The following is a 25,532-nucleotide window of genomic DNA, read 5'->3' on the forward strand; positions in this document are numbered from 1 at the left end:
GAAGTAACAAATTAATGCATTTATATGTAGCAGATTTTATATCGCGTCTGAGGGCTGATGTTTAACTCGATCTAAGATTGTTATGTAGGTCGTCATTTATGGCGACAAATGTTTAAACACTGAATGATGACGGGCTAAAGCCCGACCTACACTGATATGTAAATGCAGGCCAATGAGACCTGCACAGTTATGTCTATTTAAGCTGCGTAAACCGCAAGTGGATGTGTTGTATTGATAGAAACATGCACTGGATCACCTGGGCGTACCATCACTTCATGGCTAACACGGCTTGTCACCACAGTATCACATGCCAGTTTAACAGCGCATAAGCGGCTGCCACCTTCGTAACGGACCCATGTCACTTTACCATTACTGGTATCAGCATTTTGAATAAGATTAATATCATCAGGGCGAAGTAATACATCAACCTTCGCTGTATCATGATCAACCTTAATAGCTGGGGCATTACCTAAATCAGTAGTGGCGATATCACCTTCACAATTACCGGCAATGAAACTTGCTTCACCTAAGAAACGTGCAACAAAGCGATTGCTTGGTAAGCTAAAGCAGCGTTCAGGGGTATCTATTTGCTGAATAATCCCTTCTTTAAGTACGCCAACTCGGTCACCGACAGATAAGGCTTCCTCTTGGTCATGGGTTACCCAAATTGCAGGTACACCCGCATCTTTTAATGCATTACGAATATCCCAACGAAGGGTATCTTTTAAAGCTGCATCAAGGTTTGATAACGGTTCGTCAAGCAATACAAAGTCAGGTTCGTGAGCCAATGTACGGGCAAGTGCTACACGCTGCTTTTGACCACCCGATAAAGTAGCGGGCTTTTTATCACGAAAAGCTTCAAGACCCAGTAACTTAATCCAGTGATCTGCTTTTGAAGTATCGGTTAATCTAAAGCAAATATTTTGCTGTACTGTTAAATGCGGGAATAACGCAAAGTCTTGAAATACCATCCCTACTTTACGCTTTTCTGGTGGCACTTTTAATTTGGGTGTTGCCCGCCATGAGCCTAAGTTAATTTCGCCTTCGCTGATAGGAATAAGCCCTGCTAACGCTTGTAAAATTGTACTTTTACCACAGCCAGTTGGACCAACTAGCATGAGGATCTCACTTTCCCCAAGTGATAAGTTAAGTTCACTTACCACACGATTGCTACCATAATCGATAGACAGCTTACTAACTGATAGCATTAAACTGATCCTTAATGTTCTAATTGACTGCGCTTTTCACCTGAGAGCATTATAGCTAAGCCACATGCTGATATCACTACTAATAAGAGCCCAGGAATGGCAGCGCGACCGAAATAACCGGCTTCATAAACTCGCCACAAATAGGTTGATAGGGTTTCAAATCCTGTTGGGCCGAGTAACAATGTTGCTTCAAGCTCTCGCATTGATTCTAAAAATACCAAGGCTGCACCAGCAATGATACCGCGCAGTGTTAAAGGCAAGGTAATACGCATAAATGCTTCACGAGGGCTTGCGCCTAATACGCGTGCTGATTTAATTAAACTCGAATCTAAGTGTTCTGTGCTGGTTCGCACAGAGCCAACTGCCAACGGTAAGAAGCGCAGCACATAGGCAATCACTAATAATGCCAGAGTTTGGTATAAAAGCGGTAATTGCAGGCCACCATAAACAAGTGCAGTACCCATTACGATACCTGGAATACCAAATCCGAAATAAGTAACCCGTTCCATAATGCGCCCTACTTTACCGCTTAAGGCAGCATGCGCTACAGGCACAGCAACCACAACAGCGACAATAGCCGCAATGCCAGATGCATAAGCTGAGTTCCACGCAATGCTGAAATCAAAATCAGCAACACCATCACGGGCAAGCCAAAGGGTAAAAATGGCTAACGGCAAACAAATAGCCAATAATAAAACAGGTAGAAAAGTCACCAGCATGGCTAAATTTTGCCCGCTTGATGGAAATAACATTAGCGGTCTACCGTGGCGCTCTGAAGCTGTTTTAATTTGTGATTCGATGAACAGTAAAAAGCCTACTATTACCATTAATTGAAGCGACAACATCGCTGCACGACTTAAGCCAAAGGCGTTATATTCAACATAGATTACCCGAGTAAAGGTATCTAAGCGCATCATCGCCGGTGTACCAAAATCTGATAGGGTATAAAGTGCAACCAGTAATGAGCCCGCCGCAATACCGTTTATTACACGCGGTAATATGACTTTAAACACACTCATCGGCATCGACATGCCTAAAGTGCGAGCCGCGTTTACCATGCTAGCATCGAGACTAAGTAAAGACGAACGCGTAGTTAGCATCACAAATGGAAATGTGTATAGCGTCATTACAATGGCAGCCCCCGTTAAGCCATACATAGGCGGGGTTTCAAAGCCTAGCAGCTGATTTATCTCACCACCGGGGCCAAATGCTGCATATAAAGTAAACGCGCCAATATAACTTGGAATAGCAAGTGGCGCTGCAAACAAAACAAGCCAAAGCTTTTTAAAAGGAAGTTGAACATAGGCACTGATAAACGCCAGAGGCACGCCAATTAAAATAGAGCCTAAAACAGTTAACACCATAAGTGATAAGGTGTTACCTAGAATTTTTAAATTGTGACTATCAAAAACAGCCGTCGCATCACTGGCTAAGGTGATCAGAATATAAACTGGCACTAACGCCAAAAGCGCTGCAAGCAGCGCCATGGGATAAGAAGCAGGTATGCGCATTATAAAATACCGCTACTGCGCATAAGGTCGAGTGTTGGCCTTAAATCTGCCAATTGAGTTAAATCGATTTTCGGTGGTGACACATCCGTTAATGCTGGTAACCCAGCAGGCTGTTCAATGCCCTGGATCAATGGAATTTCGTAGGCTTCACGTGCTAAGTAACTTTGTACTTCAGAACTTAGTAAGTAGCGCATAAAGTTCATTGCATTTGGGTTGTCTGTCAGTGATAACACACCTGATGCATTAACTAAACAACCGGCATCTTGATTGGTGAATGCTAGATCAAGATTAGCATCAGGTTTACCTGACTTAAGACGTAACGTGTAATAATGGTTTGCAAAACCAATATCCACTTCACCACGCTCAACAGCCATCACTACGCCAAGCTCGCCTGCATAGGTTTTCGAACGTTTTTGAACTTTCTTAAGCCATTTAGCGGTTTTATCTTCACCTTCAAGAATACGCATTGCCGTGACAAATGATTGGAAAGAAGCATAAGCCGGTGCCCAACCAATAGATAAATCGCTATCAGCAATGGCCATTATGCTATCTGGGATCTGATCTTTACTTAGGCGCTTAGTGTTATAAGGCAATGTACGAATACGACCTGTCACTGGTGCCCAGCCCGGATAACGAAACTGCGGTTGTAACTGCGCTTCTAAGTCACTTGGTAGCGGTTTAGCTAAACCTGCATCTGTGACTAAGCCAATCGCACCAGAGTCAACCGCCCAAAATAGATCAGCACGTTTAACACCCGCTTTCGCTTCTGCCACAATCATGTTGGCAAGTGCAGCAGTTGGGCCACGGCGAATAGATAAATTAAGTTTTGGGTTTTTCTTTTGGATTGATTGCAGTACGTTTTCGTACAAACCACCTTCACCACGGCCTAAATATAAAGTTAGGTCACCCTCTAGGGCTGGTAAGTCTTTCACTGAAATTGGGCTTGCAGCAGAGGCTGCAAAGGCACGAGAAAGAGGTAGCGGCATTGCGCCTACTACCCCAAACGCAGCCAGGCCTTGAATAAAGGTCCTACGCTTCACTAAAATACATCCTTACGTGCTTTTTCGGCTTCTTCTAGTAACACCTTAGCGCGATCTAGTTTTTCTTGCATATCAACAACCACTGCACGGACTTGGTCAACAGACCCTTTATCAGAAATAGCTTTAGGCAGGGTTACGTTAAAATCTTTTTCGAGTACTTCTACTAACTTCGCATCTTTTTCGATAAGTGTACCTTCAACACCTTCAAATAAGTGAAGGTAAGTATCGTGTACAATTTGCGTTGCTTCATCGCTTAAACGTTCTGCGTATTTTGCAACAACACGGTCTAATTTATGTTTGATCTCATCGATAGTAGCGCTTTGCGTCATTGTTTCAGAAGCAGTTGCTTTTACAGCTTTTAATAAGCCTTTTTGCTGGAAGTCAGCAGCAAGTTTAACAGCTCCAAGACCCTGCCACAAGGCAGCATTTAAGGCCTTTTGGTGCTTACGTACTTCGCTTGCTGGTTTTTTGTCATCAATAGCCATTTTGATACCATAAATGCCTTGCCAGATTGATGCATAAACCGGCACATAATTCGTTTCAATCGCACTGTGAAACTTTACTGATTCCCAGTATTCAATTAAATCATCGCTTTTAACTGCTTTTGCGCCTTTTGTTTCATAATCGGTAACCATGGTGTCAACTTTACCGACCATCCACTCAACGTCTTCTGAGTAATCTTTTAAATTTTCTTTTAGATGATTAACGTGCTCACCAATTGGGCCATTTGCCAATACAGGTTGGGCAATAAAAGTAGATGCTAATACTAGGCTAAGACCTAGTGTTTTAACGGTGTTTAACGCTAATTTCATAGGGGGGACATCCAAGTTTCTAATTGTAAATGATAGCCATTATCATATATGTATCGATTGTCTAAATCAATTGCTATAAAGCCTTGATTACAGATTTAAACATTTTTATTTAAGTGATTGGAAAGCTTACTAAGAGTGCTTATAAATTGTTTAAGTTCTTGGCTATCTAAGTCACTCACTAAACCTGCTTGCCACTCATTTGCTAATGGCACAATTTGTTCATGAAGACGGTTCCCCTCAACGGAAAGCGATAACAAACTTGCGCGTTTATCCTTAGGGTTTTCTTTGGCTATTATAAGGTTTCTGGTCAATAGCGACTTTACTGCACGAGACACCGTTGATTTATCCATTCGTGCCATATCACATAATTCTTTGGCAGTGCGCTCACCATATTGCGCTAAATTCGCAATTATCCGCCATTGTGGCACGGTTAAATCGAACTGCTGTTGATATAGCTCACTAAACTGCTCACTCATTTGCATTGCAATATTAGTTAGTGAATAAGGTAAGAACTGTTTTAAATCGAGCGTTGTTTGATTATCTGTCGTCATGGCTGCACTACTGTCAAAGAATATTTACACAAGTAAATTCAGTGTAGTTTGAATTTAGTCTCACATGAGAGTATCTTACCTAAAACCTTTCAGGAGTCTAGTGATGAATAACGAATTACAATATATGACTGGCTTTGGTAATGAATTTGAAACCGAAGCATTACCCGGTGCATTACCTATCGGTCAATTCAGCCCACAAAAAGTTAAATACGATTTATATGCTGAGCAGTTCAGCACAACCGCATTTACAGCGCCCCGTGCTGATAATCGCCGCACTTGGTTTTACCGCATTCGCCCATCAGTAGTACAAGGTGATTATACACCAATTGATAATGGCCTTATTCGCACCGCTCCTATCACCGAAGTGCCAACACCACCGACGATGCTGCGTTGGGATCCAATCGACATTCCTACGAAGCCAACCGATTTTATAGATGGTTTAGTCACTATGGCTGCAAACGGCAGTGCCAATGCACAAACAGGTATTGGTATTCATATTTATGTCGCTAATAAATCAATGCAACACCGTTACTTTTATAATGCTGACGGTGAAATGTTATTCGTGCCGCAACAAGGTGAGCTATTACTTAGAACCGAGTGCGGGATACTCACCGTTCGTGCAGGCGAAATTGCAGTAATTCCTCGTGGCATTAAGTTCGCAGTTGATTTGCTTACAGATACAGCCCGTGGCTATATCTGTGAAAACTATGGCCATGCCTATATTTTACCAGAGCGCGGTCCTGTCGGTGCCAACGGCTATGCTAATGACCGTGACTTCCACTACCCTGTAGCGGCTTTCGAAGATATTGAAGGTGATTTTGAACTCGTTGCTAAATTCAACGGCAATATGTTCCGTTGTGATATTGGCCACTCGCCATTAGATGTGGTTGCTTGGACGGGTAACAGTGCACCTTACAAGTATGACCTTGCTAGATTCAATGTTATGAATACAGTAAGTTACGATCACCCAGACCCATCAATCTTTACTGTATTAACATCACCATCGGGTACAGAAGGTGTCGCTAATATCGATTTTGCTATCTTCCCTCCACGCTGGATGGTGGCTGAAAACACATTCCGTCCACCTTATTACCACCGTAATATCATGAGCGAGTTTATGGGCCTAATCGAAGGTGTCTACGATGCCAAAGAGCATGGCTTTGTACCAGGTGGTTCTAGCTTACATAATTGTATGTCGCCACATGGTCCAGAAGCCGATGTATTCGAAAAAGCATCAAATGCTAAACTTGAACCACAACGCTACGAAAACACCTTGGCATTTATGTTCGAATCGCGTTACGTTATTTCACCAACTAAATATGCCCTTGAAGGTAAAGAGCGTCAGCCTAATTACACTGACTGTTGGCGCACTATTAAAAAACATTTCACAGGTAAACAGGACGTATAATGAAACTTTATAGCTATTTTCGTTCATCAGCTGCATATCGAGTACGCATTGCGCTTAATTTAAAGAACATTGATCACGAGTTGGTGACAGTTAATTTATTAAAATCCGAACAGCAAAGCGACGAGTACCTAGCTAAGAACCCTCAAGGGTTATTGCCTGCATTAGAAACTGAGCAAGGTGTACTTGCGCAATCGCTGGCTATTTTAGAGTGGCTAGAAGAAACTCATCCAGAAACGCCTCTTTTAACGGGTGATGCATGGCAAAAAGCTCAGATCCGTAATTTATGTTATGCCGTAGCGTGCGATATCCACCCTATCGATAATTTGCGCGTATTAAAATACTTGGCTAACGATCTGGGTGTTGATGAAGAAGCAAAAACAACCTGGTATAAGCATTGGGTAGAAGTTGGCTTTGAGAGTATCGAAAAGCTACTTGATGAAGCGAACACGTTTTGTGTGGGCAACAAACCAACGCTTGCAGATGTGTGCTTAGTGCCGCAAGTATTTAATGCCTTGCGCTTTAAGGTTGATATGACCAATTACCCTAAAATTGCAGCTGTTTATGAGCAATGTAATAAGCTTGATGCCTTTATAGATGCTGCACCACAAAATCAGCCAGATGCGATTTAAGCGTTAGTATGATTAATGTAAAAGGCCCGAACAATTCGGGCCTTTTATATTTGTTATCTAAGCGCTGAGTTAATCACACTCACATGGTTGATTAAATCGAGCCCTAAGTCCGTTAAGTAGCCCCCATCAGGACTATCAGTAATACCTTTATCATAAAGCCGTTTTGCTGCATCTTTAATTGAGTTTTCTGCATCGGAGTGTATTTTAATTCCCTGCATTTGAGAGTTACGAGGAAATTTTGCAAGCAGAGTTAGTTCATCGATCATATTTTTATCAAATTGCATGTGTTCACCTTTTTATTATTTATTCCTTGTCATAAGCTTAGTGTAGTTATACAAATCTGCCCAACGGGAGGCGTATTTTGTTAAAGAAAATTTTACTGTTAAGTACTTTGTTTACTTTAGGGTTTCTAAATCAAGCGCACGCTAAGGAAAAACCATTAATCGTGCTTGATGGTCAAGAGGCGTTAAACAATGAAAAAGTGTGTTGGTATGAAAATAAACGCTATACCGAAGGTGCCTATATTGTCGTTGGCGAGATGACCTTAATTTGCAGCGCCAAACAGCCTAATTTTTCAAACAGTGATTTGGCGTGGCTCAGACTAAATGCTAATGGCGAGATTATTTACCCTAAACAAACGAAAACGATTCACGTCAATTAGATTAAAACGCACAAATAGGGTACTATTGCGCGGTTGCAAATAACCTAAGATTTATCATGGACAATCAACCAAATAATCCGTTACATGGCGTTAAATTAGCCGACATCGTTACTAAACTTGAAGAAAAACTTGGTTGGGAAGGTATGGCAGCGCACGTCGATGTACGCTGCTTTCAAAATGACCCAAGTGTAAAGTCGAGTCTTAAATTTTTACGAAAGACCCCTTGGGCACGAGAAAAAGTAGAGCAGTTATATATTGATACCTTTATCAATAATGACCTAGCTGATGATGGCACTTTCCAATGGAAAAGCATCAAAAAGTAACCACTTAATCTTCAGCTGCTACAATCACCGAAAGCGATTTCGGTGATATCTCCACCTCTAGTTTATCTGCGGTTTTCACCTCACCATCAATAACATAGCTCAACCCTTTTGCTGCGCTTACTGTTACTCGTTTAGCATTTGTGTGGTGACTGTTAATAGCAAAACTAGTTTGCGTAATACTCGAGAACACTAATTCCGCAATACTTAAAGTACTCGCTTTAGAATCGGCACTAGGTGTTAGCCAGTTAACATCAAGTAAACCATCTTGGTGATCTGGCTGCCCTGCGGATTGCGCAAGTAAGGTAGTAAATGGCGCGGCGTTGGCGATGATTAAACTGGTGGTATTGATTGTTTGCTCATCGTTATTATCAAGCGTAACAACATAGTCTTGCGCTTCATGCTCACCTAATGCTTGCCAAAATCCTTGTAAATAAGCTAATTGCCCAGACTCATTTTTTGCATCACGATGGGCTTTTTCAATCATCTTTTGTTCAAAACCAATTCCTGCAAGTAATAACATACGCTCGCCATTACACACAGCGGTATCTATCCGACTCGCCTGCCCTTCAATAATAAGCTCACACGCCTGCTCTACCGGAATAAGCTTCGATTGTATACCCATCAACACATGAGCGAGGGCATTTGCAGTACCTAAAGGAATAATCCCCAGTTTACACTCTGTATTAACAAGTACACTTGCCACCTCTGTTACTGTACCATCGCCACCACAGGCGATGACTACATCTGGGTTCAATTCAAGTGCTTCTTTGGCTAACTCAGTACCATTTACCTGTTCCGATGTTGTATAAACAGTTAAATCGTAATACTCAGACAAACGGGCGGTAATTTGCTTACGTTTTGCTTCCCACAGTTTTGTGCCAGAAACAGGATTAGCAATGAGCACAGCTTTATTTTTGATTAATAAGTCACCTCTGCGGTGGCGGCGCACTAGATGACGCAGCTGGCGCTTGTTTAAATTCGCAGTTTCTCTAGTTTCTTTAATTTGTGCGAGTACTTGGTGTACATCGGCATCTTTATTTTGGCTAAGTAAGTAAGCAGCCATCACAAATACAGAACGGCCACGCCCTAAAGCGCAATGCACTACCACACGTCTATCAGCTTTTACTTGATGGTCAATCCAATTAATCGCTTGGTGTAGCTGCGCGCGTGTTGGCACGCTATGATCAAGAACAGGGATATTTAAATAACGAATATTCTCTTGCGTAGAAGACCATTCAAGGCCATCAAACTCGCAAGTTACATCTAAAATAGCCGTAATACCCATTTCTTTCATAGTGTCTATATCGGAAGGAAATAAACGACAGGCTAAAAATAAATGCTCATTAATTTGTTGTAATGGCGGTACTTTATCGTTTTTACGCGACCAAGCATTGTAAAGCTGTGCACCCAATAAAAAGGGGATAAAAGCCCAACGAATATAAATAGGAATAACGCCATTTTCGCGTTTTCTAAAAATACGCGCGATATTAAAAAAATATGCGCCACTGACTAATAGTAACGACAGTGCAGTCCAATAAAAAAACAGTGCAAAGTACACAGTTTCTACGCGAATAGCCGCAATTATAAATACAATCGCTAATGCTAAGTAACTAAATGCTGCCCACATAATCACTCCTTGTTATTCTAATTGCACAATACCTTGCAAATTTCACTCCATATAAAGCCATTTAAATAGCTTTATAGACTATGAAAAATCAGCAACTTAGCAATTATTAAAAAGCTTACCAATTTAGTTTAGGACATTTTTTCACTACTTTATGAATAACTTACACAAGTTTACATAATATTCACATGTAAGTTTGCCTTGTCTTGCAACCCTGCTACGCTAACTAATGGAAAAGAATTACTTTTACAAAATTAAACCATTCTTTTTGTAAAAACATAAATGAATTGCATCTAAAACTGTCAGCTAATCGTTATTAATAATAACAAAGGAAATCTATGGAAAACGATGAATTATTAACCCTATTAAGTGCTACAGCTAAAGGCGATAAAATTGCTTTTGGTCACTTATATCAGAAGACCAGCGCAACACTTTTCGCAATAAGTCTTAAGATGCTTGGCAATCGAGCGCACGCCGAGGAAGCTTTACAAGATGCTTTTGTTAAAGTTTGGCATAACGCAAGTGAATATCAATCATCTAAAGGCGCTGTTATGTCTTGGATGATCAGCATAGTTAGATATCGAAGCCTAGATATGATTCGCCATCACAAAGTCCGTAAGGAACAAACTCTTGTTGATGAAAATGATCATTTAGATGATTTACCTATTGATGTTAATTATGAAGACAACAGCAAATTGGTAGATTGTATCGAACAGCTTGATCCTCAGCAAAGACAGGCTATTCATTTAGCATACTATAGAGGTTTGACTCATCACGAATTAGTTGACCACATCGCGACACCGCTTGGAACAGTCAAAAGCTGGATCCGACGTGGTTTACAGCAACTACAAAGGTGCTTAACGCTATGAATTATGAAAATCAAACACTCATTGATATGTTAGCGGCTGAATATGTACTGGGGACATTACGTGGTTCAGCAAGAGATAGATTCACTCGGTTAATGCTAACTTCAACGCGGGCACGTGAAGCAACTTGGATGTGGGAACAACACTTGAACAACCTTGCAAGTTCAATAGAATCTGTGCCTCCAGATGAACATGTTTGGCAGAAAATTGTTAGCAGGATCGATCCTCAGGTAATACCTATAACAAGCAAGCCAAATAAATCTAAATCATCAATATTACAAGCTTGGTCACTCATCGCTACGGCTGCATGTATAGTGTTAGCTTTAATTATTTGGCAACCTCAGGAAATAACGAAAGTTAAATCAGAACAAATAGCCCTTTTTAAAAATGAGGCTGAACAACCCCTTTGGTTTATTGATGTAAAAGATGAAAACTTATCGATTCGAGCTGCAACAGCACTTGTTCCGCGCACTGATAAAGATTATGAGCTATGGATGATCTTAAAAGGTAAAGATGCGCCGGTTTCTTTAGGTTTACTTCCAAAATCGGGAACACTTGAATTACCAAAACACATAGAGTTTGATGCGACAGAAATTTCACTACTCGCTATCAGTTTAGAGCCTCTAGGAGGCTCGCCAAATGGCTCCCCAACCGAGGTACTTTTCACTACAGAACTCATTATTTTGTAAATTAAAAGCCGTGTTTAAACACGGCTTTTTACTTTTTTCTAAAAAACTTTAACTTTTTTGCATCCAATAAGATTACCAATTCGTTACTAGCAATGACTTATTTTACAACTAAGGAAAAAGTCATGAACAAAGTAATACCATCTCTAATCACTATTGCAGTATGTAGTACCTTATTCACTTCTATTTCTGAAGCATCTAGCCACCGAGAAGCACCTAATATTACGCGCTTTCCAACGTTAGATTCGACTGACTTTTATGCTTTTAATAGTTACGAAGAAGGTCGAGGTGACTACGTAACCTTTATTGCCAACTATATTCCTTTGCAAGATGCCTATGGCGGACCAAACTACTTTGCGATGGATCCAGACGCGACTTATAGCATCCATATTGATAACGATGGTGATGCTGTTGAAGATATGACATTCGCATTTAATTTTAAAAGTATGTTACCGAACAACAATATGGGAGTTGCTCTTACCGTCGGCCCCGAAGGTAATCAAAGAACAGTCGCAGTTCCTCTAAAAAATGTTGGTGGCATTTCAGCAGGCAATAATGCTGCCGTTAATTTCAGTGAGTCATATACTGTGAGTGTAATTTCTGGCTCACAACGTTCCGGCACAAAAAGCATGCTGACAAACACCACCAATAGCAGCAACGATTTTTATAAACCTCTCGATTACATTGGTAATAAGACATTCTCTTCAATGGCTTCATACCAAGAGTACGCAAATCAATTTGTTTATAGTGTCGCACTGCCTGGGTGTGATGGCATGGGCAAAGTGTTTGTAGGTCAAAGAAAAGACCCATTTGTTGTGAATCTAGGCAAAACATTTGATTTAGTTAATTACGTCCCTGTTGAAGGTGATAGTGCGCCAGGTGCAGGCGATGGTGGTGGATTCCCAGGCGGGATTACACAAACAGCTGATAATGATGACTTAGCTATGAAGAATGTCACTGCAATTGCTGTAGAAGTACCAAAAGCCTGTGTAGTAGGTGAAGGGAATGGCACAATTGGTAGCTGGACAACGGCAAGTTTGCCCCAAGCACGCATTTTAAATCCTAATGCCGCATTTGCAAAAACTTCGGTAAATGGCGGTGCTTTAACGCAGGTTTCGCGTCTTGGTAACCCATTAGTGAACGAATTAGTAATTGGCCTTAAAGATAAAGACACATTTTCTACTTCAGCACCTGCCGATGATGGTCAATTTGCCGACTATGTTACCCACCCTTCTTTACCTGAATTATTAAATATTCTCTTTAAAGACGCTGTTAATACGACGTTGGGCACAGATATTGAAACATTGGCACCGACTAACTTCCCACGAAATGATTTAGTCACCGCATTTTTAACGGGTTTCCCTGGTGTAAATCAACTTGCTACAGTAACGCCATCTGAAATGCTTCGCTTAAACACAGCAATTGCCGCAACACCTCAAAATGAGCAATCAGCATTTGGTGTCGCAGGTGATGATTTAGCTGGCTTTCCGAATGGCCGTCGCCCTGGTGATGATGTAGTTGATATCGCATTACGTGTTGTAATGGGCCGTTTATGTTATCCGATCCCTGTTAATGGCACAGACACTGATCTTGGTTTATGTACATCAGATGATGCAAGTGTTGGTAATGTACCTTTCACAGATGGTGCGCCTCTTGATGCAAGCATGATGGATAGCAGTTTCCCATACCTTGCTACCCCAATTGCTGGTTCTAAATAAACAGGAGAGTCATTATGTGTAAATTACAACTCTCAAGTATCACACTCATTGTATTGTCTAGCTTACTAGTCGCTTGTAACGATAGTGATAGTAAGAAAAATATGGATACTGAAGTCGTTAATTCAGCACCTAGCGCAGAAGATGCAATGGTAACCACTCAGACTGAAACCGTTATTAACGACATGCTCGAAGGCTCAGACCCTGATGGCGATACGTTAACGTTTAGTTTAGTGAGTGAGCCAAGTTTAGGTACTGTAAATGTAAATACGGATGGTAGCTATATTTATACGCCAAACCTAGAGACTGTCGGTTCTGATAGTTTTCAATTTGCAGTCAGTGATGGTGTGAATAGTCAGGTAACAGCAACAGTAAGTATCACGATAGAGACCTTACAAGTTGACTTTGCAACGCTTGGTCGGGCCGCATTTATTCAAGATGTAAATGATGAACCTCTTCGATTGAATGGTCGAGAATTTATTAATACAGGTTCTGAGGCAAATTTTGATGATCTATTAAACGGGAATTAGTTTTTAGCTTGGCCACGGATGGCTATTTCTGGAGCAATCATGAAATATCTTTTATACATAGCTTTCGTTTTTAGCACTTACACTCATGCGGACCCATATATACCAAATGATAAAGATGTTATAGCCTTATCAAGCAAACCGAAAGAAACTGAATTCACTAAAGAACAACTAACCGCCTTATTTAATAAAAGCCAATTTGTTGGTCAAACAGAAACAAATCAAGGTATGTTAAAAAGCTATTTAGAAAAACAAATTACTCTAACCGAAGATCCCGATATACATTATTTTTATGCTCGCTTACTACAAAGAGAACATGAGTTTGAAGCAGCAATTAATATTCTTTCAGAAGTTATCTCACGCAAACCTGATCATACGAATGCTATTTTATTAAAAGCAAATTTACTGATGGTTAAAGGTCGATTTGAACAAGCACTTGCACAGTGTTTATCATTATTTGGTTTAGTTGGACTGGAAACTATTTCTACCTGCTCTCTCGATGTTAAGAGTCAAACAGGTGAACTTGAGCAAAGTTATCAAGCTTTACAAACCATTGTAAAAGAATCGTCAATGACTAGAAACACGCGTCATGTGCTCGCCGAGATGGCCTATAGGTTAGGCTATCCAGAACAAACGATAACTTACCTCAGTAACCTTGACCTAAAAACAGCCCCTGTCAGTTTAGTTGTTCTATGGGCTGACGCTCAAATGGCAAAGAAAAACCACCAGATAGTATTATCAACGTTAGCAAGTTTAACTGCTGAAAATACTAACTTGGAAGACGCTATATTATTACGCCTAGCGCAAGCTGAAAAAATTGAGAAGCAATCAGATAAATGGCAAGAAAAAATGAGAAAGCGAGTGATACTAAGAGAACGGCGTCAAGACACCTATCATGCCAGTGATTTAGCTTTGTATTACTTAACATTAGATAAAAATAATGTAAAAGCTAAATACTGGGCAGAAATGAACTGGCAACAAGCTAAATTAGACAGTGATAAAAAACTTTTAGCACTCACTAACACTAGCAATTAAGGAATTATCATGAAAATCTTAGCAGCGGCTCTTTTATTTTTAATAGCATGTAGCTTTAAAACAAACGCCCATCAATTAAGTACAGCGTATCTTAACTTAACAAAAACCGAAAACGAGCAGTTAGTGTTAAAAGGGCAATGGCAAGTTGCTGTTATTGACTTAGAACATGTTATACCTTTTGACATTAACACAAATGATGTAATTACATGGCAAGAGATCAAGAGCCAAAAAGAGAGTATTTTAAAATACTTAGCTAAACATTTGGTTGTGAATCAGAATGACATAGGCTGTAAGCTGCATAATGAGGGGGATTTAAAAATCGACTCACATTTTAATGAATCATATATTGTCGTGCCTGTTCAAATAACATGCCCTACAACACAAGCATTCACCATAAACTACAGTGCGTTGTTTGAAGTTGATGCTAATCACAAGGCAATTGCTGACATTGCAAACTTTAGTAGAGTGTTCACGTTAAGTGAAAATAATCAATCATTTGATACCAATTTACCTAATTAGTACGTCGATTGATAGGTATGAAAACCCTATGCTACTAAGGCAAAATTTCGTTTTGTAAATCGATTTATTGCCATGAAATTTAGTTCGTAACTATCTAAAGCTTTAGTAAGCGCTAGTAGATGCGCTTTATTCAAAAGGTAGTAACAAGGTTTTCATTGTTGGGCGAAGTGCTTTAAGTAATTCATTAATATCTAGATCTGGGTTCAGCATTTTGCGTAGTAAAAGCCCCCCCATCACAGAAAACATCACTTCAATACGAGCATTCACTTCTTCAAGTGCCGTTCCTTGTAACGGCCCTCTTTCACCCACTAATAATTCGCGCATTGAATCACGGGCGTGGCTATCTGACTCACGCAGTAAGTTAGCGACTTTTTCATTACGTGCTGCCTCGGCAAGCATTTCTAAATCAAGCGCACCTTGATTTAAATCGGTATGGCGTTCAACGCCTCGGTCAAGACCATCTAGCAGAACAGTGACACGATCGCCGGGTTTATCAGCAAACTCCTTAAAGATTGAGAACATTTCTTCCATATCACGTTCAACAATCGATTCTATAATTGCTTCTTTACTGGCGAAGTAATTATAGATATGGCCAGCACTCATACCCGCAGTCTTCGAGATTTCCGCCATTCCCGCGCCATGATAGCCTTTACGTCGAAAACAATCTGCCGCGGCACAAAGCACTTGATTACGTCTTGCCTCGGCAAGCGCAGGGTCATTGTGTCTTTTTGTTTTTTGCGTCATGGTTTCTCCAAGCTTTACTGACTATGGTTAACTTTAATTTAAATAAGGTTTACAGGATCTTAATCTTAGAGGAGAGTCAAAACAACTAAGATCCTGCAAAACCTTAAATAAATTATGCTTTTGCTGATTTATTGCACAGTATTTTGTGCATTCCAGCCGCCGCCCAGTGCTTTATACAAATTAATTTGGCTCGCCAAATACGCTTGCTTACCCAAAATTAACTGTTGTCCTGCACTGTACCAATTTCGTTGTGCATCCAATACTTGCAAGTAGCTGTCTGCGCCTTTTTGAAAACGCGCATCCGATAAAGTAAAAGATAGCTCATTACTTTGGTACAAATCATTCAGGGCATCTAGCTGGTGCATATAACCTTCACGGTCAGCAAGGGCATCAGAGACTTCTTTAAATGCCTGTTGAATGGTTTGCTCGTAACTGGTTATTGCCATTTCTTGCTGTGCTTTTGCAACATCGAGATTAGCTTGATTGCGACCCATATTAAAAATAGGCAAGTTTACTGAAGGTACAAAACTCCAAGTACCTGAACCTGAATCAAAAAGATTACTCAAGTCAGCAGAAGCTGTACCCGCATTCGCGGTTAAACTGATGCTTGGATAGAATGCCGCTTTTGCCACACCAATATTTGCATTGGCTGCCAATAAATCATGCTCTGCAGCTTTGATATCAGGTCGCTGAGTAAGAAGCTCTGACGGTAACCCTACTGGCACATCCGGTAAACTCAGTACATCATCAATATTTTGTGATGGTAATAAATCCGCAGTCACGGTTTTACCCACTAAAAAGTCGAGGGCATTTTTATCGCGCTTTAATAAACGCTGATAGTTTGCGATATCAACTTTCGCGGTTGCTACTGTGCTTTCAAGTTGCGATAGCGTTAACTGAGAGGCAGCACCTAGAGCAAATGTTTTACGGGTTAGCTCTAAAGACTCCTGCTGAGACTTTAAAGTCTCGTTTGCTAAAGCCAATAGCTCTTTGTCAGTCGCATAGTTAAGCCATGCATTCACTAATTCAGAAATCAAACTAATGCGTACACTGGTTAAACTGTATTCTGCAGAATACAGGTTTTGCAAAGCTTGCTCTGATTGGTTGCGGACTTTGCCCCAAAGATCAATCTCATAAGCGGTTAAGCCAACAGTTGCTGAATAGTTTTCAGAGATAGTAGCTTGACCAGTACCAGATAAATCTGCTGGAAGACGCTGACGAGTACCCGATGCATTGAGATCAATGCTTGGGTAAAGTGCAGAATCTTCAATCTGATACATTGCTCTAACCTGCTGCACATTCAGTGCAGCAGTTTTAATATCTTTGTTGTTTTCAAGCGTTAGCGCAATCAACTGTTGAAGTTGCGCATTACTGAAAAATGACTGCCAATTGAGCGCATTTATATCGCCCGCTGTACCTTGGATATCATAGTTTTGAGCAACAGGTAATTCACGTTGCTCCATATCTGGCGCCATATTACAGGCAGATAACATAAGTGCAGCAACAGACACTGAGATAAGTTTAGCTTTCATTATGCCTGCTCCTCATTAGTTGATTTTGTTTTGCCGGGGAATACTCGGCGCACCAGTACAAAGAACAGCGGCACAAAGATTACCACAATAGTCGATGACGCAAGCGTACCGCCAATAACAGCAATACCGAGTGCGTTTTGTGCACCTGAGCCTGCACTTGATGCAATTGCCAGTGGTAGTACACCACACACAAATGCCATTGATGTCATAAAGATTGGACGTAAACGAAGGCGAATAGCTGCTACCGCGGCATCGACAAGTTTCATACCTTCATCCATTTTATGAATTGCAAACTCTACAATTAAGATGGCATTTTTTGATGCCAGACCTATGGTGGTTAATAGACCCACTTGGAGATAAATATCGTTAGATAAATTAAATACAAATGACGCAATCGACGCACCAAAGACTCCAAGCGGTACAATAAGCATTACCGCTGCAGGAACTGACCAGCTCTCATATAACGCCGCTAAACATAGGAATACAACCAACAATGAAAGTGCATACAGTAATGGCGCTTGACCACCACTTAAACGTTCTTCATATGAAATACCTGTCCATTCGAACGATACACCCGGTGGTAACTTCTTAACTATTTTCTCAACTTCAGCCATCGCTTGACCCGTACTGTAGCCTGGAGCAGCAGCACCTTGGATTTCCATCGCTGAGAAGCCGTTATAACGCTCAAGACGCGGTGAGCCATAAGTCCAATAAGAATGAGCAAAGGCAGTAAATGGCACCATGTCACCATTATTGTTACGTACATACCACTCATCTAGGTCTTCTGGCACCATGCGTGATTCTGGCGTACCTTGTAAGTACACTTTTTTCACACGACCACGGTCAATAAAGTCATTTACATAGCTACTACCCCAAGCCGTTGATAACGTATTATTGATATCTGCTTGCGTTAGGCCTAATGCTTCGGCTTTTGCTAAATCAATATCAAGCTCAAGCTCTGGCTTATCTTCTTGACCATTCGGGCGCACACCTGATAACACCGGGTTTTGTGCAGCCATACCTAAAAACATGTTGCGTGCTTCAAGTAGTTTTTCGTGACCTAGACCAACCCTATCTTGTAAGAACAAGGTGAAACCGTTTGCAGTACCAAGCTCAACAACCGCAGGAGGTGGGAAAGCAAACACGAATGCTTCTTTAATGGTTGAGAAGTACCCCATGGCTTTACCTGCAACCGCACCGACGGTTAGATCAGGGCGTTGACGCTCATCCCAGTGTTTTAAACCCACAAAGCCGATTGCCGCGTTTTGACCAGAACCTGCAAAGCTAAAGCCTGTTACCGTAAAGATAGATTTTACCGCTTCTGATTGTTCTTCTAAGAAGTGATGTTCCATCTTTTCAACAACTTTTAACGTTTGCTCTGTTGTCGCACCGGCAGGTAAGCTGACTTGGTTAAACAAAATACCTTGGTCTTCATCTGGTAAGAATGCCGATGGTAATTGTGAGAAAATAAACACCATGCCACCCACGATTAAACCATAAATAAGTAAGTAGCGTTTACTGTGCTTGATCATGCGAGACACAAAACCTTGTGTACCCGAGTTCGTTCTGTCAAAACCACGGTTAAAGCCAAGGAAGAAACGACCAAATAAAGATTTATCGTTATGTACATGACTAGGTTTTAGCATGGTCGCACACAAAGCTGGCGTTAAAATCAATGCAACCAACACTGATAAACTCATCGCAGTTACCAAGGTAATTGAGAACTGGCGATAAATAACCCCTGTTGAGCCAGGGAAGAACGCCATAGGCACGAATACTGCCGAAAGCACCATCGCAATACCAACAAGGGCACCTTTAATTTCATCCATTGATTTACGTGTTGCTTCAAGAGGAGATAAGTTCTCTTCAGTCATAACACGTTCAACGTTTTCAACCACGACGATGGCATCATCTACCAGTAGACCGATGGCAAGTACCATCGCAAACATGGTTAGGGTATTAATTGAGAAGCCAAACACTTGCAAGATAGCAAACGTACCAAGCAATACAACAGGTACTGCAATAGTCGGAATAAGTGTTGCTCTGAAGTTCTGTAAGAATAAGTACATGACCAAGAACACCAGCACAACAGCTTCGATTAGAGTGCTTACTACTTTCTCAATTGAAAGTGATACGAATGGCGTCGTATCATAAGGCACAACCGTTGTTAAACCTTCAGGGAAGAAAGGCTCAAGTTCAGCAAGCGCCGCTTTAACGCCATCTGCTGTATCAAGTGCATTAGCACCACTGGCAAGCTTAACACCTAAACCTGATGCCGGTTTGCCGTTAAAACGCGCAACAACACCGTAGTTTTCACCACCTAATTCAACATCAGCAACGTCACTTAAACGAACAACTGAACCATCAGCATTGGTTTTTACAAAAATATTTCTAAATTGCTCAGGCGTTTGTAAGCGGCTTTGTGCAGTCACCGTTGCATTTAATTGCTGGCCACTCACCGCTGGCAATGCACCTAGTTGACCTGCTGAAACCTGCGCATTTTGAGCACTGATTGCAGCACTAATATCAGCAGGAGTTAATGAGTACTTCAGTAATTTAGCTGGGTCTAACCAAATACGCATTGCATATTGAGAACCAAACAGCTGTACTTCACCGACACCGTTTACACGCGAAATAATATCAAGCACGTTTGATGAAACATAATCACCGATATCGATGTTGTTCATACTACCGTCTTCAGATACAAAGCCTACAACCATTAAGAAGTTACGAGCCGATTTTGCAACCGATACACCTTGACGCTGTACTTCTTCTGGTAATAACGGTGTTGCAAGCGACAATTTGTTTTGTACTTGAACCTGTGCGATATCAGGGTCTGTATCTGCACTAAAGGTTAAGGTTAACGTCGCTGAGCCGTTAGACTCAGAGGTTGAAGACATGTAGAGCAAGCCATCTAGCCCTTTCATTTTTTGTTCAATAACCTGTGTAACCGTATCTTCTAGAGTACGGGCCGACGCACCAGGGTATGTGGCTTGAATACTAATTGCAGGTGGTGCAATGGATGGATACTGCGCAACCGGCAAACTTCTAATTGCTAAGATACCTGCCAGCATCACAACGATAGCAAGCACCCATGCAAATATGGGCCGATCAATAAAAAATCGTGACATTAAGTTTCTCCGTTACTGGCTGTTAGCTGCTGATTCTGCAGGCATTGCATTGACTGGTGCACCTGGGCGGATTTTCTGTAAACCTTCAACAATTAACTTATCGCCACTGTTTAGGCCGTCTGTCACTAACCAATTTGAACCAACAGTACGATCAGTTTTAAGCACGCGTGCTTCTACGGTATTGCCTTTGCTTACTACCATGGCAGTAGGCTCACCTTTGGTGTTTCTGCTTACGCCACGCTGTGGTGCTAAAATCGCATCACTTTTCACACCTTCAACAATCACTGCACGAACATACATACCTGGCAACAGTAATTTTTCAGGGTTAGGAAATTCAGCACGCAAGGTTACTGAGCCTGTGCTTGGATCAACAGTCACTTCAGAGAATTGCAATGTACCTTTATGTTGATAAGTACTGCCGTCTTCCATCTTTAATTCAACTTTTGAATGTAAAGCGGCATCTTTATCAAGCTCACCCGCAGCAATGGCTTTTTTCAAACGTGTTAGTTCACTGCTTGACTGAGTTAAATCAACATAGATTGGGTCTAATTGAGTAATGGTTGCTAATGCTGTTGCTTGATTAGCACTCACAAGGGCACCGGCTGTGACATCTGATTTACCAATTTGGCCACTAATTGGCGCTAATACTTTGCTGTAGTTTAAATTGATTTCAGCGGTTTTAAGCTGCGCTTGAGCCGTTAGTAAATCAGCTTTTGCACCTTTGTATGCTGCATCAGCTTCGTCGTAATCTTGTTGGCTTACAGCTTTGATGCTCAATAGCTCTTTGTAGCGTTCTGCTTTTGCCTTGGCATTAGCAATACTGGCTTGAGCTTTAGTAATAGCGGCTTTACTAGTCGCTACTTCAGCTTCAAATGTAGATGGGTCAATCTGATATAAAGCTTGGCCTTTTTCAACCTCAGCACCTTCAACAAACATACGAGACTGAATAATACCGTTAACCTGCGGACGAATTTGCGCAATACGTGAAGCAGCCACACGACCTGGCAATTCTTTAGTTAGTGTAAGTGGTTTACTTTGCATCTCAATAACGCCAACAGGAACAGCTTGAGCTGCCTGCGTTTGCCCTTGAGCCGATTCTGATTGGCCGCAGCCTGATAATAAAACAGCACCAGCCAAAGCTGACACTGCAAAAAATGGAATGCGAGAGCGCTGCATGTGTAGTTCCTTAGTTTAGAGTGAACGATCATTCTAAAGCAAAAAAGGCACAGATCAACCATCTTTAAAGAACTTTACATTAAATAAAATGCTTGCTTTAACGCATGAATTTTGTGCAATACATAAATTGCGCATTGAATTATTACGAACGTAACTGAGAAAGTTGTTTTAAAACTATTAGTTATGCGAATTGAAGTTATATCAATTCGCAGATTATTCGCCTAAACACATGCCCATTGCGCGGGCACTTGTTATTAAAGGATGTTCTAGAGGAATGACGCGATATTCAGAAGTAGCTTCTTTTAAACTGATTGGTTTAATTTCACCGTCTTTACTGACAGGGATAAAACCAAATTGGCCTTGCTTTACTAGCTCAAATGCTTGCACCCCAAACTCTGCTGCAAGCACCCTATCAAACGCATTAGGTGTGCCACCACGTTGAATATGCCCTAATACGGTTACTCTTACATCAAGGTCAAGCGCTACACGTATTTGTGAAGCAAGCTGCTCAGCAATACCACCTAGTACAGGGTTTTCGTAACCGAGTTCATTTGATTGTTTACTAACAACACCACCAGCAACAGGTTTAGCTCCTTCTGAAATGACAATATTGGCAAATCCGTGGCCTTTATCAAAACGTGATGTTAGTTTGGCTTTAATCGCTTCAATATCGTAAGGAATTTCTGGAATAAGCGCGACTTCTGCGCCAGCTGCAATAGCAGAGTGCAAACAAATCCAACCGGCATCGCGTCCCATTACCTCAGTCACAATCACTCGGTTATGACTTTGCGCTGTTGGTATTAATCGATCAATTGCTTCGGTGGCGGTGTCGACAGCAGTCTGAAAACCAATTGTGTAATCAGTGCCATATAAATCATTATCAATGGTTTTTGGTACGCCTACGATATTTAAGCCATGCTCAAATAAATGCTGAGATACCCTATGCGAACCATCACCACCAATATTTATAACGGCATCAAACCCAAGTTGCTTAATAATAGTGATTAACTCATCAGAGCGGTCAATAAACACTTGTTCGCCTGCTATTTCAGCAGGAAAAGCGGTTGGATTCCCTTTATTAACAGTTTCGAGAATTGTTCCACCACGAACATGAATACCCGCCACCACTTCACTAGTTAAGTGTATAATATCATTTGGTTTTTCAAGCACACCACAGTAAGCTCTTCGGCTACCATACACCTGCCAATTGCCATCATGCTCGGCTGCTTTAACCACCGCTCTGATCACCCCATTAAGCCCAGGGCAATCACCCCCACTTGTTAATAGCAGTAATTTTTTCATTGTGTTATCAACTTCGTTCACTGATTAATTACAGATTAGCTTATATGTTGAACTTTCGCGTATGACTTACATCAACTAAAGTTCGGTTTCTTATGAGTAGAAAAAAGCGCAACAAAAAGCACTAGTAATAGATACTTAGGCAGACTAGTCAGTAAAGTGGTGTTATCAATATTTGCAGAAAAGCTGTTAACAGCAAAATATAAATGCAGCGCTAAAAATGGTGTCAGCAATATAAAGTATGAATACGCTTTATCTTTAAGGTAAAGAGACTTACTAATGAGTAAAAATACTAAAAGTAACGCTAACAAAGGAAGGCCTAAAGTAACGATATCAACCATTGATAAAGCAAAGTTAGGTGACAAGTCATAAAGGGCTGAAAGTACTTCGGTTGGAATCGCAATAGCTGAACCATAACCTATGACTGGTATAGATAAATAGGCAAATAAACAGCCAAAAATAAATAAAAGTAGTACGTTATATTTCATAACCCCATTCCATGGTTTGTTCATTATTAGCCTTACGCTAACTAATAATGAACAAATAATCCACTACTTTTTCAGTACCTTACATCGTTAAAATGTCTTAACTTTAAAGGCTAGGTTTTCTACCGCACAGCCTGTACTACTGGTGTTTACACGGTAAAAATGAGTATTGTCAGTGGCATTTAAATCCAATAAAAACTCATCATGCTGAGCGACTGCTTGTTGCTCTTGTGTTAAGCACATAGCTTGTACAAGCGAACGTAATTTAGCATCTGAAAATATAGTGCCAAAACGCTGCATCGGCAGTGGCGGAATTTTAATACTAGGGAGTGCATTATCAACAGTTCGTTTAGCTAGAGTAAAACCATCCTTTGTTACATCAATAACTGCACCAGCAGGCCAATAACTGATTGCTCCGTTATTTTTAGCGTTAGATTTAACATGCACGACACCGCTTTTACCAATCACCGTCATTAGTGCGGTTTCACCAGCTCGAATTGATACAAGGGCGGTGGTCTCATCAATGCCAAAACCATGCTGTTGCCCGGTATCTGCCAGTAATCTTGCCAAACGCATTGTTCTGTTGCGCTCGCTAAAGTGTGTATCAAGAACACCATAAGTAAAGCTGCCAAGCCCACCTTGTTTTTCATAGGTAAGACTATCAGCCGAAAGCTTATCACCGCATTCATTTTCACAGCGCTCACTTGGCGGTGATACCGCAAACGAGCCTTCTCTCATTGCCGCTAAACTTGTACCATTTGAAATCATCGGCACTGTGCCATAGGCATTTTTACCACCACTTTGCACCGCTGTACCTGCGCTTGTGCCAACAAGTAATGGTCTTTGTAAAATTGCCTGAGTCCAAGGATATTGCTTACCGTTATCATCAAACAGTACTTTTCTGGTTAAACTCTGATCGCCACCGTTAAACATAATACCCGTCGCGTTTTTAATCAGCTTAACTAAATGATCGACCCCTTTATCACAAAGCGCTTTTTCGGCCTTAGTTCTATCAGGGTAAATAGTCTCACGATTAAAAACGCCCATAGACTCTATACGTAAAGATTCCAAACTCTCACATTGCTTACTAGTAATCGCAATTGCTAAGGCGGGTGTTAGAGGTAACCAGCTTGATTCAACACCAGTAAAGTTTAATAACCCTTCATAAAAGTCAGCTGATTCATATGGATCTCTGCTTGATGCAGTAACCGCTAAAATTGTTGGTGATTCGGTGGTTGTTTTTAATGAAGCAGCAACAAAGTCTAAAATATCATTGGCTGCACGTTCGTTATTATCGCTTGTACTTACCAACTCTTTTTGGCGGGTCGAATCTGTATTTGATACAGCCACTTCAAGTGAGTCTATGACAAAGTTGTATTCTGAATCAGTAAGCTCGTTTAGTAACTTGTTATCTAAATCGCGCCAAGCCCATAAAATATCACTTTTGGTGATCACACCTGACTTTTGACGTGCAATCTGTGCTAATACCTTAAGCGTTTGCTGACGATTTTTTTTGTTCTTGGTTGGCCAATTTGTCTTTATTGCAGATAAAGCATCATTATTTAATCGATATTGATTATTCTGTTTACCACTAATCTGTTTATTCGAAAGACAATTTTTAGGGCTCATACTTGAGCAGGTGGTCAAAGATCCGCCAATTAAAACCAACGTTTGCTGTTGATCATTTGCATAGACTTTGCTGCCAAATGATGCGAAAAACAAACTAAATACCAAAGAAAAAGCTGAAGTTTGATATTTAGTCTTTTGCTCCTTAAGGATGTTCATATTGTTACACTCTTGTAAAAAAATATTAGAAAATTGCTTGCGCAGCTTTTTGTTGCTTGCTATAAAAAAAAGGAACATTTAAAAACGCGAGTAAGCTAGCACTGTATCGCTAGCTTTGTCAAAAGACCTTACGGATTGGAATTATGTTGAAAAACGCATTATCGCTGTGCACATATTTCTACTCTCCACACTACCTTTCGGAGTGGTTTGACGAGTAGCCACACCTCACTTCCTGTGAGGGGCTAGTTGTGTCTATAACCCACTG

24 protein-coding genes are annotated in these 25,532 nt (G+C 40.9%); 10 read left to right on the forward strand and 14 right to left on the reverse strand.

The window, feature by feature from the left end:
- Window positions 1-197: 197 nt before the first annotated feature.
- The 5 genes from BIZ38_RS12480 to BIZ38_RS12500 form a co-directional block, all read right to left on the reverse strand.
- Window positions 198-1,208 (reverse strand): ABC transporter ATP-binding protein, encoded by a 1,011-nt coding sequence (locus BIZ38_RS12480; RefSeq protein ID WP_187490393.1) that lies wholly within the window; start codon window positions 1,206-1,208, stop codon window positions 198-200.
- 11 nt (window positions 1,209-1,219) lie between these two features.
- Window positions 1,220-2,719, reverse strand: coding sequence for an ABC transporter permease (locus BIZ38_RS12485; RefSeq protein WP_187490394.1), 1,500 nt, complete (start codon window positions 2,717-2,719; stop codon window positions 1,220-1,222).
- Window positions 2,719-3,759 (reverse strand): extracellular solute-binding protein, encoded by a 1,041-nt coding sequence (locus tag BIZ38_RS12490; RefSeq protein WP_138617304.1) that lies wholly within the window; start codon window positions 3,757-3,759, stop codon window positions 2,719-2,721. The genes BIZ38_RS12485 and BIZ38_RS12490 overlap by 1 nt, the downstream gene beginning before the upstream one ends.
- A complete protein-coding gene (locus BIZ38_RS12495) occupies window positions 3,759-4,571 on the reverse strand; it encodes a hypothetical protein (protein WP_054552191.1) in 813 nt (270 codons plus the stop codon). Before BIZ38_RS12495 ends, BIZ38_RS12490 begins: the two co-directional genes overlap by 1 nt.
- Before the next feature lie 95 nt (window positions 4,572-4,666).
- Window positions 4,667-5,122, reverse strand: a complete 456-nt coding sequence (locus BIZ38_RS12500; RefSeq protein ID WP_138617308.1) for a MarR family winged helix-turn-helix transcriptional regulator — start codon at window positions 5,120-5,122, stop codon at window positions 4,667-4,669.
- Between the two features lie 103 nt (window positions 5,123-5,225).
- Between BIZ38_RS12500 and hmgA the strand changes: the two genes are divergently transcribed.
- Together hmgA and maiA are read left to right on the forward strand one after the other, a co-directional pair.
- Window positions 5,226-6,530: a homogentisate 1,2-dioxygenase gene (hmgA, locus tag BIZ38_RS12505; protein ID WP_187490395.1), complete on the forward strand. Its 1,305-nt coding sequence runs from the start codon at window positions 5,226-5,228 to the stop codon at window positions 6,528-6,530.
- Window positions 6,530-7,159, forward strand: coding sequence for a maleylacetoacetate isomerase (maiA, locus tag BIZ38_RS12510; RefSeq protein ID WP_138617312.1), 630 nt, complete (start codon window positions 6,530-6,532; stop codon window positions 7,157-7,159). The genes hmgA and maiA overlap by 1 nt, the downstream gene beginning before the upstream one ends.
- A 53-nt stretch (window positions 7,160-7,212) precedes the next feature.
- Here maiA and BIZ38_RS12515 read toward each other — a convergent pair whose 3' ends face one another.
- Window positions 7,213-7,443, reverse strand: coding sequence for a TIGR02647 family protein (locus BIZ38_RS12515; protein ID WP_054552187.1), 231 nt, complete (start codon window positions 7,441-7,443; stop codon window positions 7,213-7,215).
- Between the two features lie 77 nt (window positions 7,444-7,520).
- On the opposite strand from BIZ38_RS12515, the gene BIZ38_RS12520 reads away from it, so the two are divergent.
- Together BIZ38_RS12520 and BIZ38_RS12525 are read left to right on the forward strand one after the other, a co-directional pair.
- On the forward strand, window positions 7,521-7,820 hold the full coding sequence (locus tag BIZ38_RS12520; protein ID WP_054552186.1) for a DUF1496 domain-containing protein: 300 nt from the start codon (window positions 7,521-7,523) through the stop codon (window positions 7,818-7,820).
- 56 nt (window positions 7,821-7,876) lie between these two features.
- The gene (locus tag BIZ38_RS12525) at window positions 7,877-8,143 is read left to right on the forward strand and encodes a VF530 family DNA-binding protein (protein ID WP_054552185.1); all 267 of its coding nucleotides are present in this window, start codon (window positions 7,877-7,879) and stop codon (window positions 8,141-8,143) included.
- A gap of 4 nt (window positions 8,144-8,147) precedes the next feature.
- Here BIZ38_RS12525 and BIZ38_RS12530 read toward each other — a convergent pair whose 3' ends face one another.
- Window positions 8,148-9,770: a diacylglycerol kinase family protein gene (locus BIZ38_RS12530; protein ID WP_187490396.1), complete on the reverse strand. Its 1,623-nt coding sequence runs from the start codon at window positions 9,768-9,770 to the stop codon at window positions 8,148-8,150.
- A 335-nt stretch (window positions 9,771-10,105) separates the two neighbouring features.
- Between BIZ38_RS12530 and BIZ38_RS12535 the strand changes: the two genes are divergently transcribed.
- From BIZ38_RS12535 to BIZ38_RS12560, 6 genes are all read left to right on the forward strand, one after another.
- Complete coding sequence (locus tag BIZ38_RS12535) at window positions 10,106-10,636, forward strand: sigma-70 family RNA polymerase sigma factor (protein WP_138599809.1); 531 nt, start codon at window positions 10,106-10,108, stop codon at window positions 10,634-10,636.
- A complete protein-coding gene (locus tag BIZ38_RS12540; protein ID WP_054552182.1) occupies window positions 10,633-11,322 on the forward strand; it encodes an anti-sigma factor domain-containing protein in 690 nt (229 codons plus the stop codon). Before BIZ38_RS12535 ends, BIZ38_RS12540 begins: the two co-directional genes overlap by 4 nt.
- A 122-nt stretch (window positions 11,323-11,444) precedes the next feature.
- Window positions 11,445-13,037, forward strand: a complete 1,593-nt coding sequence (locus BIZ38_RS12545) for a DUF4331 domain-containing protein (RefSeq protein WP_187490397.1) — start codon at window positions 11,445-11,447, stop codon at window positions 13,035-13,037.
- Window positions 13,038-13,051: 14 nt separating this feature from the next.
- Window positions 13,052-13,564, forward strand: a complete 513-nt coding sequence (locus tag BIZ38_RS12550; RefSeq protein WP_138617319.1) for an Ig-like domain-containing protein — start codon at window positions 13,052-13,054, stop codon at window positions 13,562-13,564.
- An 18-nt stretch (window positions 13,565-13,582) separates the two neighbouring features.
- Complete coding sequence (locus BIZ38_RS12555) at window positions 13,583-14,596, forward strand: tetratricopeptide repeat protein (protein WP_187490398.1); 1,014 nt, start codon at window positions 13,583-13,585, stop codon at window positions 14,594-14,596.
- Window positions 14,597-14,605: 9 nt separating this feature from the next.
- Complete coding sequence (locus BIZ38_RS12560) at window positions 14,606-15,115, forward strand: hypothetical protein (RefSeq protein WP_166340959.1); 510 nt, start codon at window positions 14,606-14,608, stop codon at window positions 15,113-15,115.
- A gap of 126 nt (window positions 15,116-15,241) precedes the next feature.
- Here BIZ38_RS12560 and BIZ38_RS12565 read toward each other — a convergent pair whose 3' ends face one another.
- The 7 genes from BIZ38_RS12565 to BIZ38_RS12595 all read right to left on the reverse strand — a co-directional run bounded on the left by BIZ38_RS12565 (window position 15,242) and on the right by BIZ38_RS12595 (window position 25,267).
- On the reverse strand, window positions 15,242-15,859 hold the full coding sequence (locus BIZ38_RS12565) for a TetR/AcrR family transcriptional regulator (RefSeq protein WP_166340957.1): 618 nt from the start codon (window positions 15,857-15,859) through the stop codon (window positions 15,242-15,244).
- Between the two features lie 128 nt (window positions 15,860-15,987).
- Window positions 15,988-17,391: an efflux transporter outer membrane subunit gene (locus tag BIZ38_RS12570; RefSeq protein WP_166340955.1), complete on the reverse strand. Its 1,404-nt coding sequence runs from the start codon at window positions 17,389-17,391 to the stop codon at window positions 15,988-15,990.
- On the reverse strand, window positions 17,391-20,522 hold the full coding sequence (locus tag BIZ38_RS12575; RefSeq protein WP_054552175.1) for an efflux RND transporter permease subunit: 3,132 nt from the start codon (window positions 20,520-20,522) through the stop codon (window positions 17,391-17,393). Before BIZ38_RS12575 ends, BIZ38_RS12570 begins: the two co-directional genes overlap by 1 nt.
- Before the next feature lie 12 nt (window positions 20,523-20,534).
- Window positions 20,535-21,698: an efflux RND transporter periplasmic adaptor subunit gene (locus BIZ38_RS12580; RefSeq protein WP_138599815.1), complete on the reverse strand. Its 1,164-nt coding sequence runs from the start codon at window positions 21,696-21,698 to the stop codon at window positions 20,535-20,537.
- Between the two features lie 213 nt (window positions 21,699-21,911).
- Window positions 21,912-23,000, reverse strand: a complete 1,089-nt coding sequence (locus BIZ38_RS12585) for a 6-phosphofructokinase (RefSeq protein WP_187490399.1) — start codon at window positions 22,998-23,000, stop codon at window positions 21,912-21,914.
- A 71-nt stretch (window positions 23,001-23,071) separates the two neighbouring features.
- Window positions 23,072-23,485, reverse strand: coding sequence for a hypothetical protein (locus BIZ38_RS12590; protein ID WP_187490400.1), 414 nt, complete (start codon window positions 23,483-23,485; stop codon window positions 23,072-23,074).
- An 87-nt stretch (window positions 23,486-23,572) separates the two neighbouring features.
- Window positions 23,573-25,267, reverse strand: coding sequence for a cyanophycinase (locus tag BIZ38_RS12595; RefSeq protein WP_187490401.1), 1,695 nt, complete (start codon window positions 25,265-25,267; stop codon window positions 23,573-23,575).
- Between the last annotated feature and the right edge of the window lie 265 nt (window positions 25,268-25,532).

The organism is Pseudoalteromonas sp. BZK2, from assembly GCF_014349195.1.
Lineage (GTDB): Bacteria > Pseudomonadota > Gammaproteobacteria > Enterobacterales > Alteromonadaceae > Pseudoalteromonas > Pseudoalteromonas simplex.

Bases quoted from the DNA above. Each gene is read 5' to 3' on its own strand.
- BIZ38_RS12480 (WP_187490393.1), bottom strand. From the start codon at position 1,208: ATGCTATCAGTTAGTAAGCTGTCTATCGATTATGGTAGCAATCGTGTG.
- BIZ38_RS12485 (WP_187490394.1), bottom strand. From the start codon at position 2,719: ATGCGCATACCTGCTTCTTATCCCATGGCGCTGCTTGCAGCGCTTTTG.
- BIZ38_RS12495 (WP_054552191.1), bottom strand. From the start codon at position 4,571: ATGAAATTAGCGTTAAACACCGTTAAAACACTAGGTCTTAGCCTAGTA.
- BIZ38_RS12500 (WP_138617308.1), bottom strand. From the start codon at position 5,122: ATGACGACAGATAATCAAACAACGCTCGATTTAAAACAGTTCTTACCT.
- hmgA (WP_187490395.1), top strand. From the start codon at position 5,226: ATGAATAACGAATTACAATATATGACTGGCTTTGGTAATGAATTTGAA.
- maiA (WP_138617312.1), top strand. From the start codon at position 6,530: ATGAAACTTTATAGCTATTTTCGTTCATCAGCTGCATATCGAGTACGC.
- BIZ38_RS12515 (WP_054552187.1), bottom strand. From the start codon at position 7,443: ATGCAATTTGATAAAAATATGATCGATGAACTAACTCTGCTTGCAAAA.
- BIZ38_RS12525 (WP_054552185.1), top strand. From the start codon at position 7,877: ATGGACAATCAACCAAATAATCCGTTACATGGCGTTAAATTAGCCGAC.
- BIZ38_RS12530 (WP_187490396.1), bottom strand. From the start codon at position 9,770: ATGTGGGCAGCATTTAGTTACTTAGCATTAGCGATTGTATTTATAATT.
- BIZ38_RS12535 (WP_138599809.1), top strand. From the start codon at position 10,106: ATGGAAAACGATGAATTATTAACCCTATTAAGTGCTACAGCTAAAGGC.
- BIZ38_RS12540 (WP_054552182.1), top strand. From the start codon at position 10,633: ATGAATTATGAAAATCAAACACTCATTGATATGTTAGCGGCTGAATAT.
- BIZ38_RS12545 (WP_187490397.1), top strand. From the start codon at position 11,445: ATGAACAAAGTAATACCATCTCTAATCACTATTGCAGTATGTAGTACC.
- BIZ38_RS12550 (WP_138617319.1), top strand. From the start codon at position 13,052: ATGTGTAAATTACAACTCTCAAGTATCACACTCATTGTATTGTCTAGC.
- BIZ38_RS12555 (WP_187490398.1), top strand. From the start codon at position 13,583: ATGGCTATTTCTGGAGCAATCATGAAATATCTTTTATACATAGCTTTC.
- BIZ38_RS12560 (WP_166340959.1), top strand. From the start codon at position 14,606: ATGAAAATCTTAGCAGCGGCTCTTTTATTTTTAATAGCATGTAGCTTT.
- BIZ38_RS12565 (WP_166340957.1), bottom strand. From the start codon at position 15,859: ATGACGCAAAAAACAAAAAGACACAATGACCCTGCGCTTGCCGAGGCA.
- BIZ38_RS12570 (WP_166340955.1), bottom strand. From the start codon at position 17,391: ATGAAAGCTAAACTTATCTCAGTGTCTGTTGCTGCACTTATGTTATCT.
- BIZ38_RS12575 (WP_054552175.1), bottom strand. From the start codon at position 20,522: ATGTCACGATTTTTTATTGATCGGCCCATATTTGCATGGGTGCTTGCT.
- BIZ38_RS12580 (WP_138599815.1), bottom strand. From the start codon at position 21,698: ATGCAGCGCTCTCGCATTCCATTTTTTGCAGTGTCAGCTTTGGCTGGT.
- BIZ38_RS12585 (WP_187490399.1), bottom strand. From the start codon at position 23,000: ATGAAAAAATTACTGCTATTAACAAGTGGGGGTGATTGCCCTGGGCTT.
- BIZ38_RS12590 (WP_187490400.1), bottom strand. From the start codon at position 23,485: ATGAAATATAACGTACTACTTTTATTTATTTTTGGCTGTTTATTTGCC.
- BIZ38_RS12595 (WP_187490401.1), bottom strand. From the start codon at position 25,267: ATGAACATCCTTAAGGAGCAAAAGACTAAATATCAAACTTCAGCTTTT.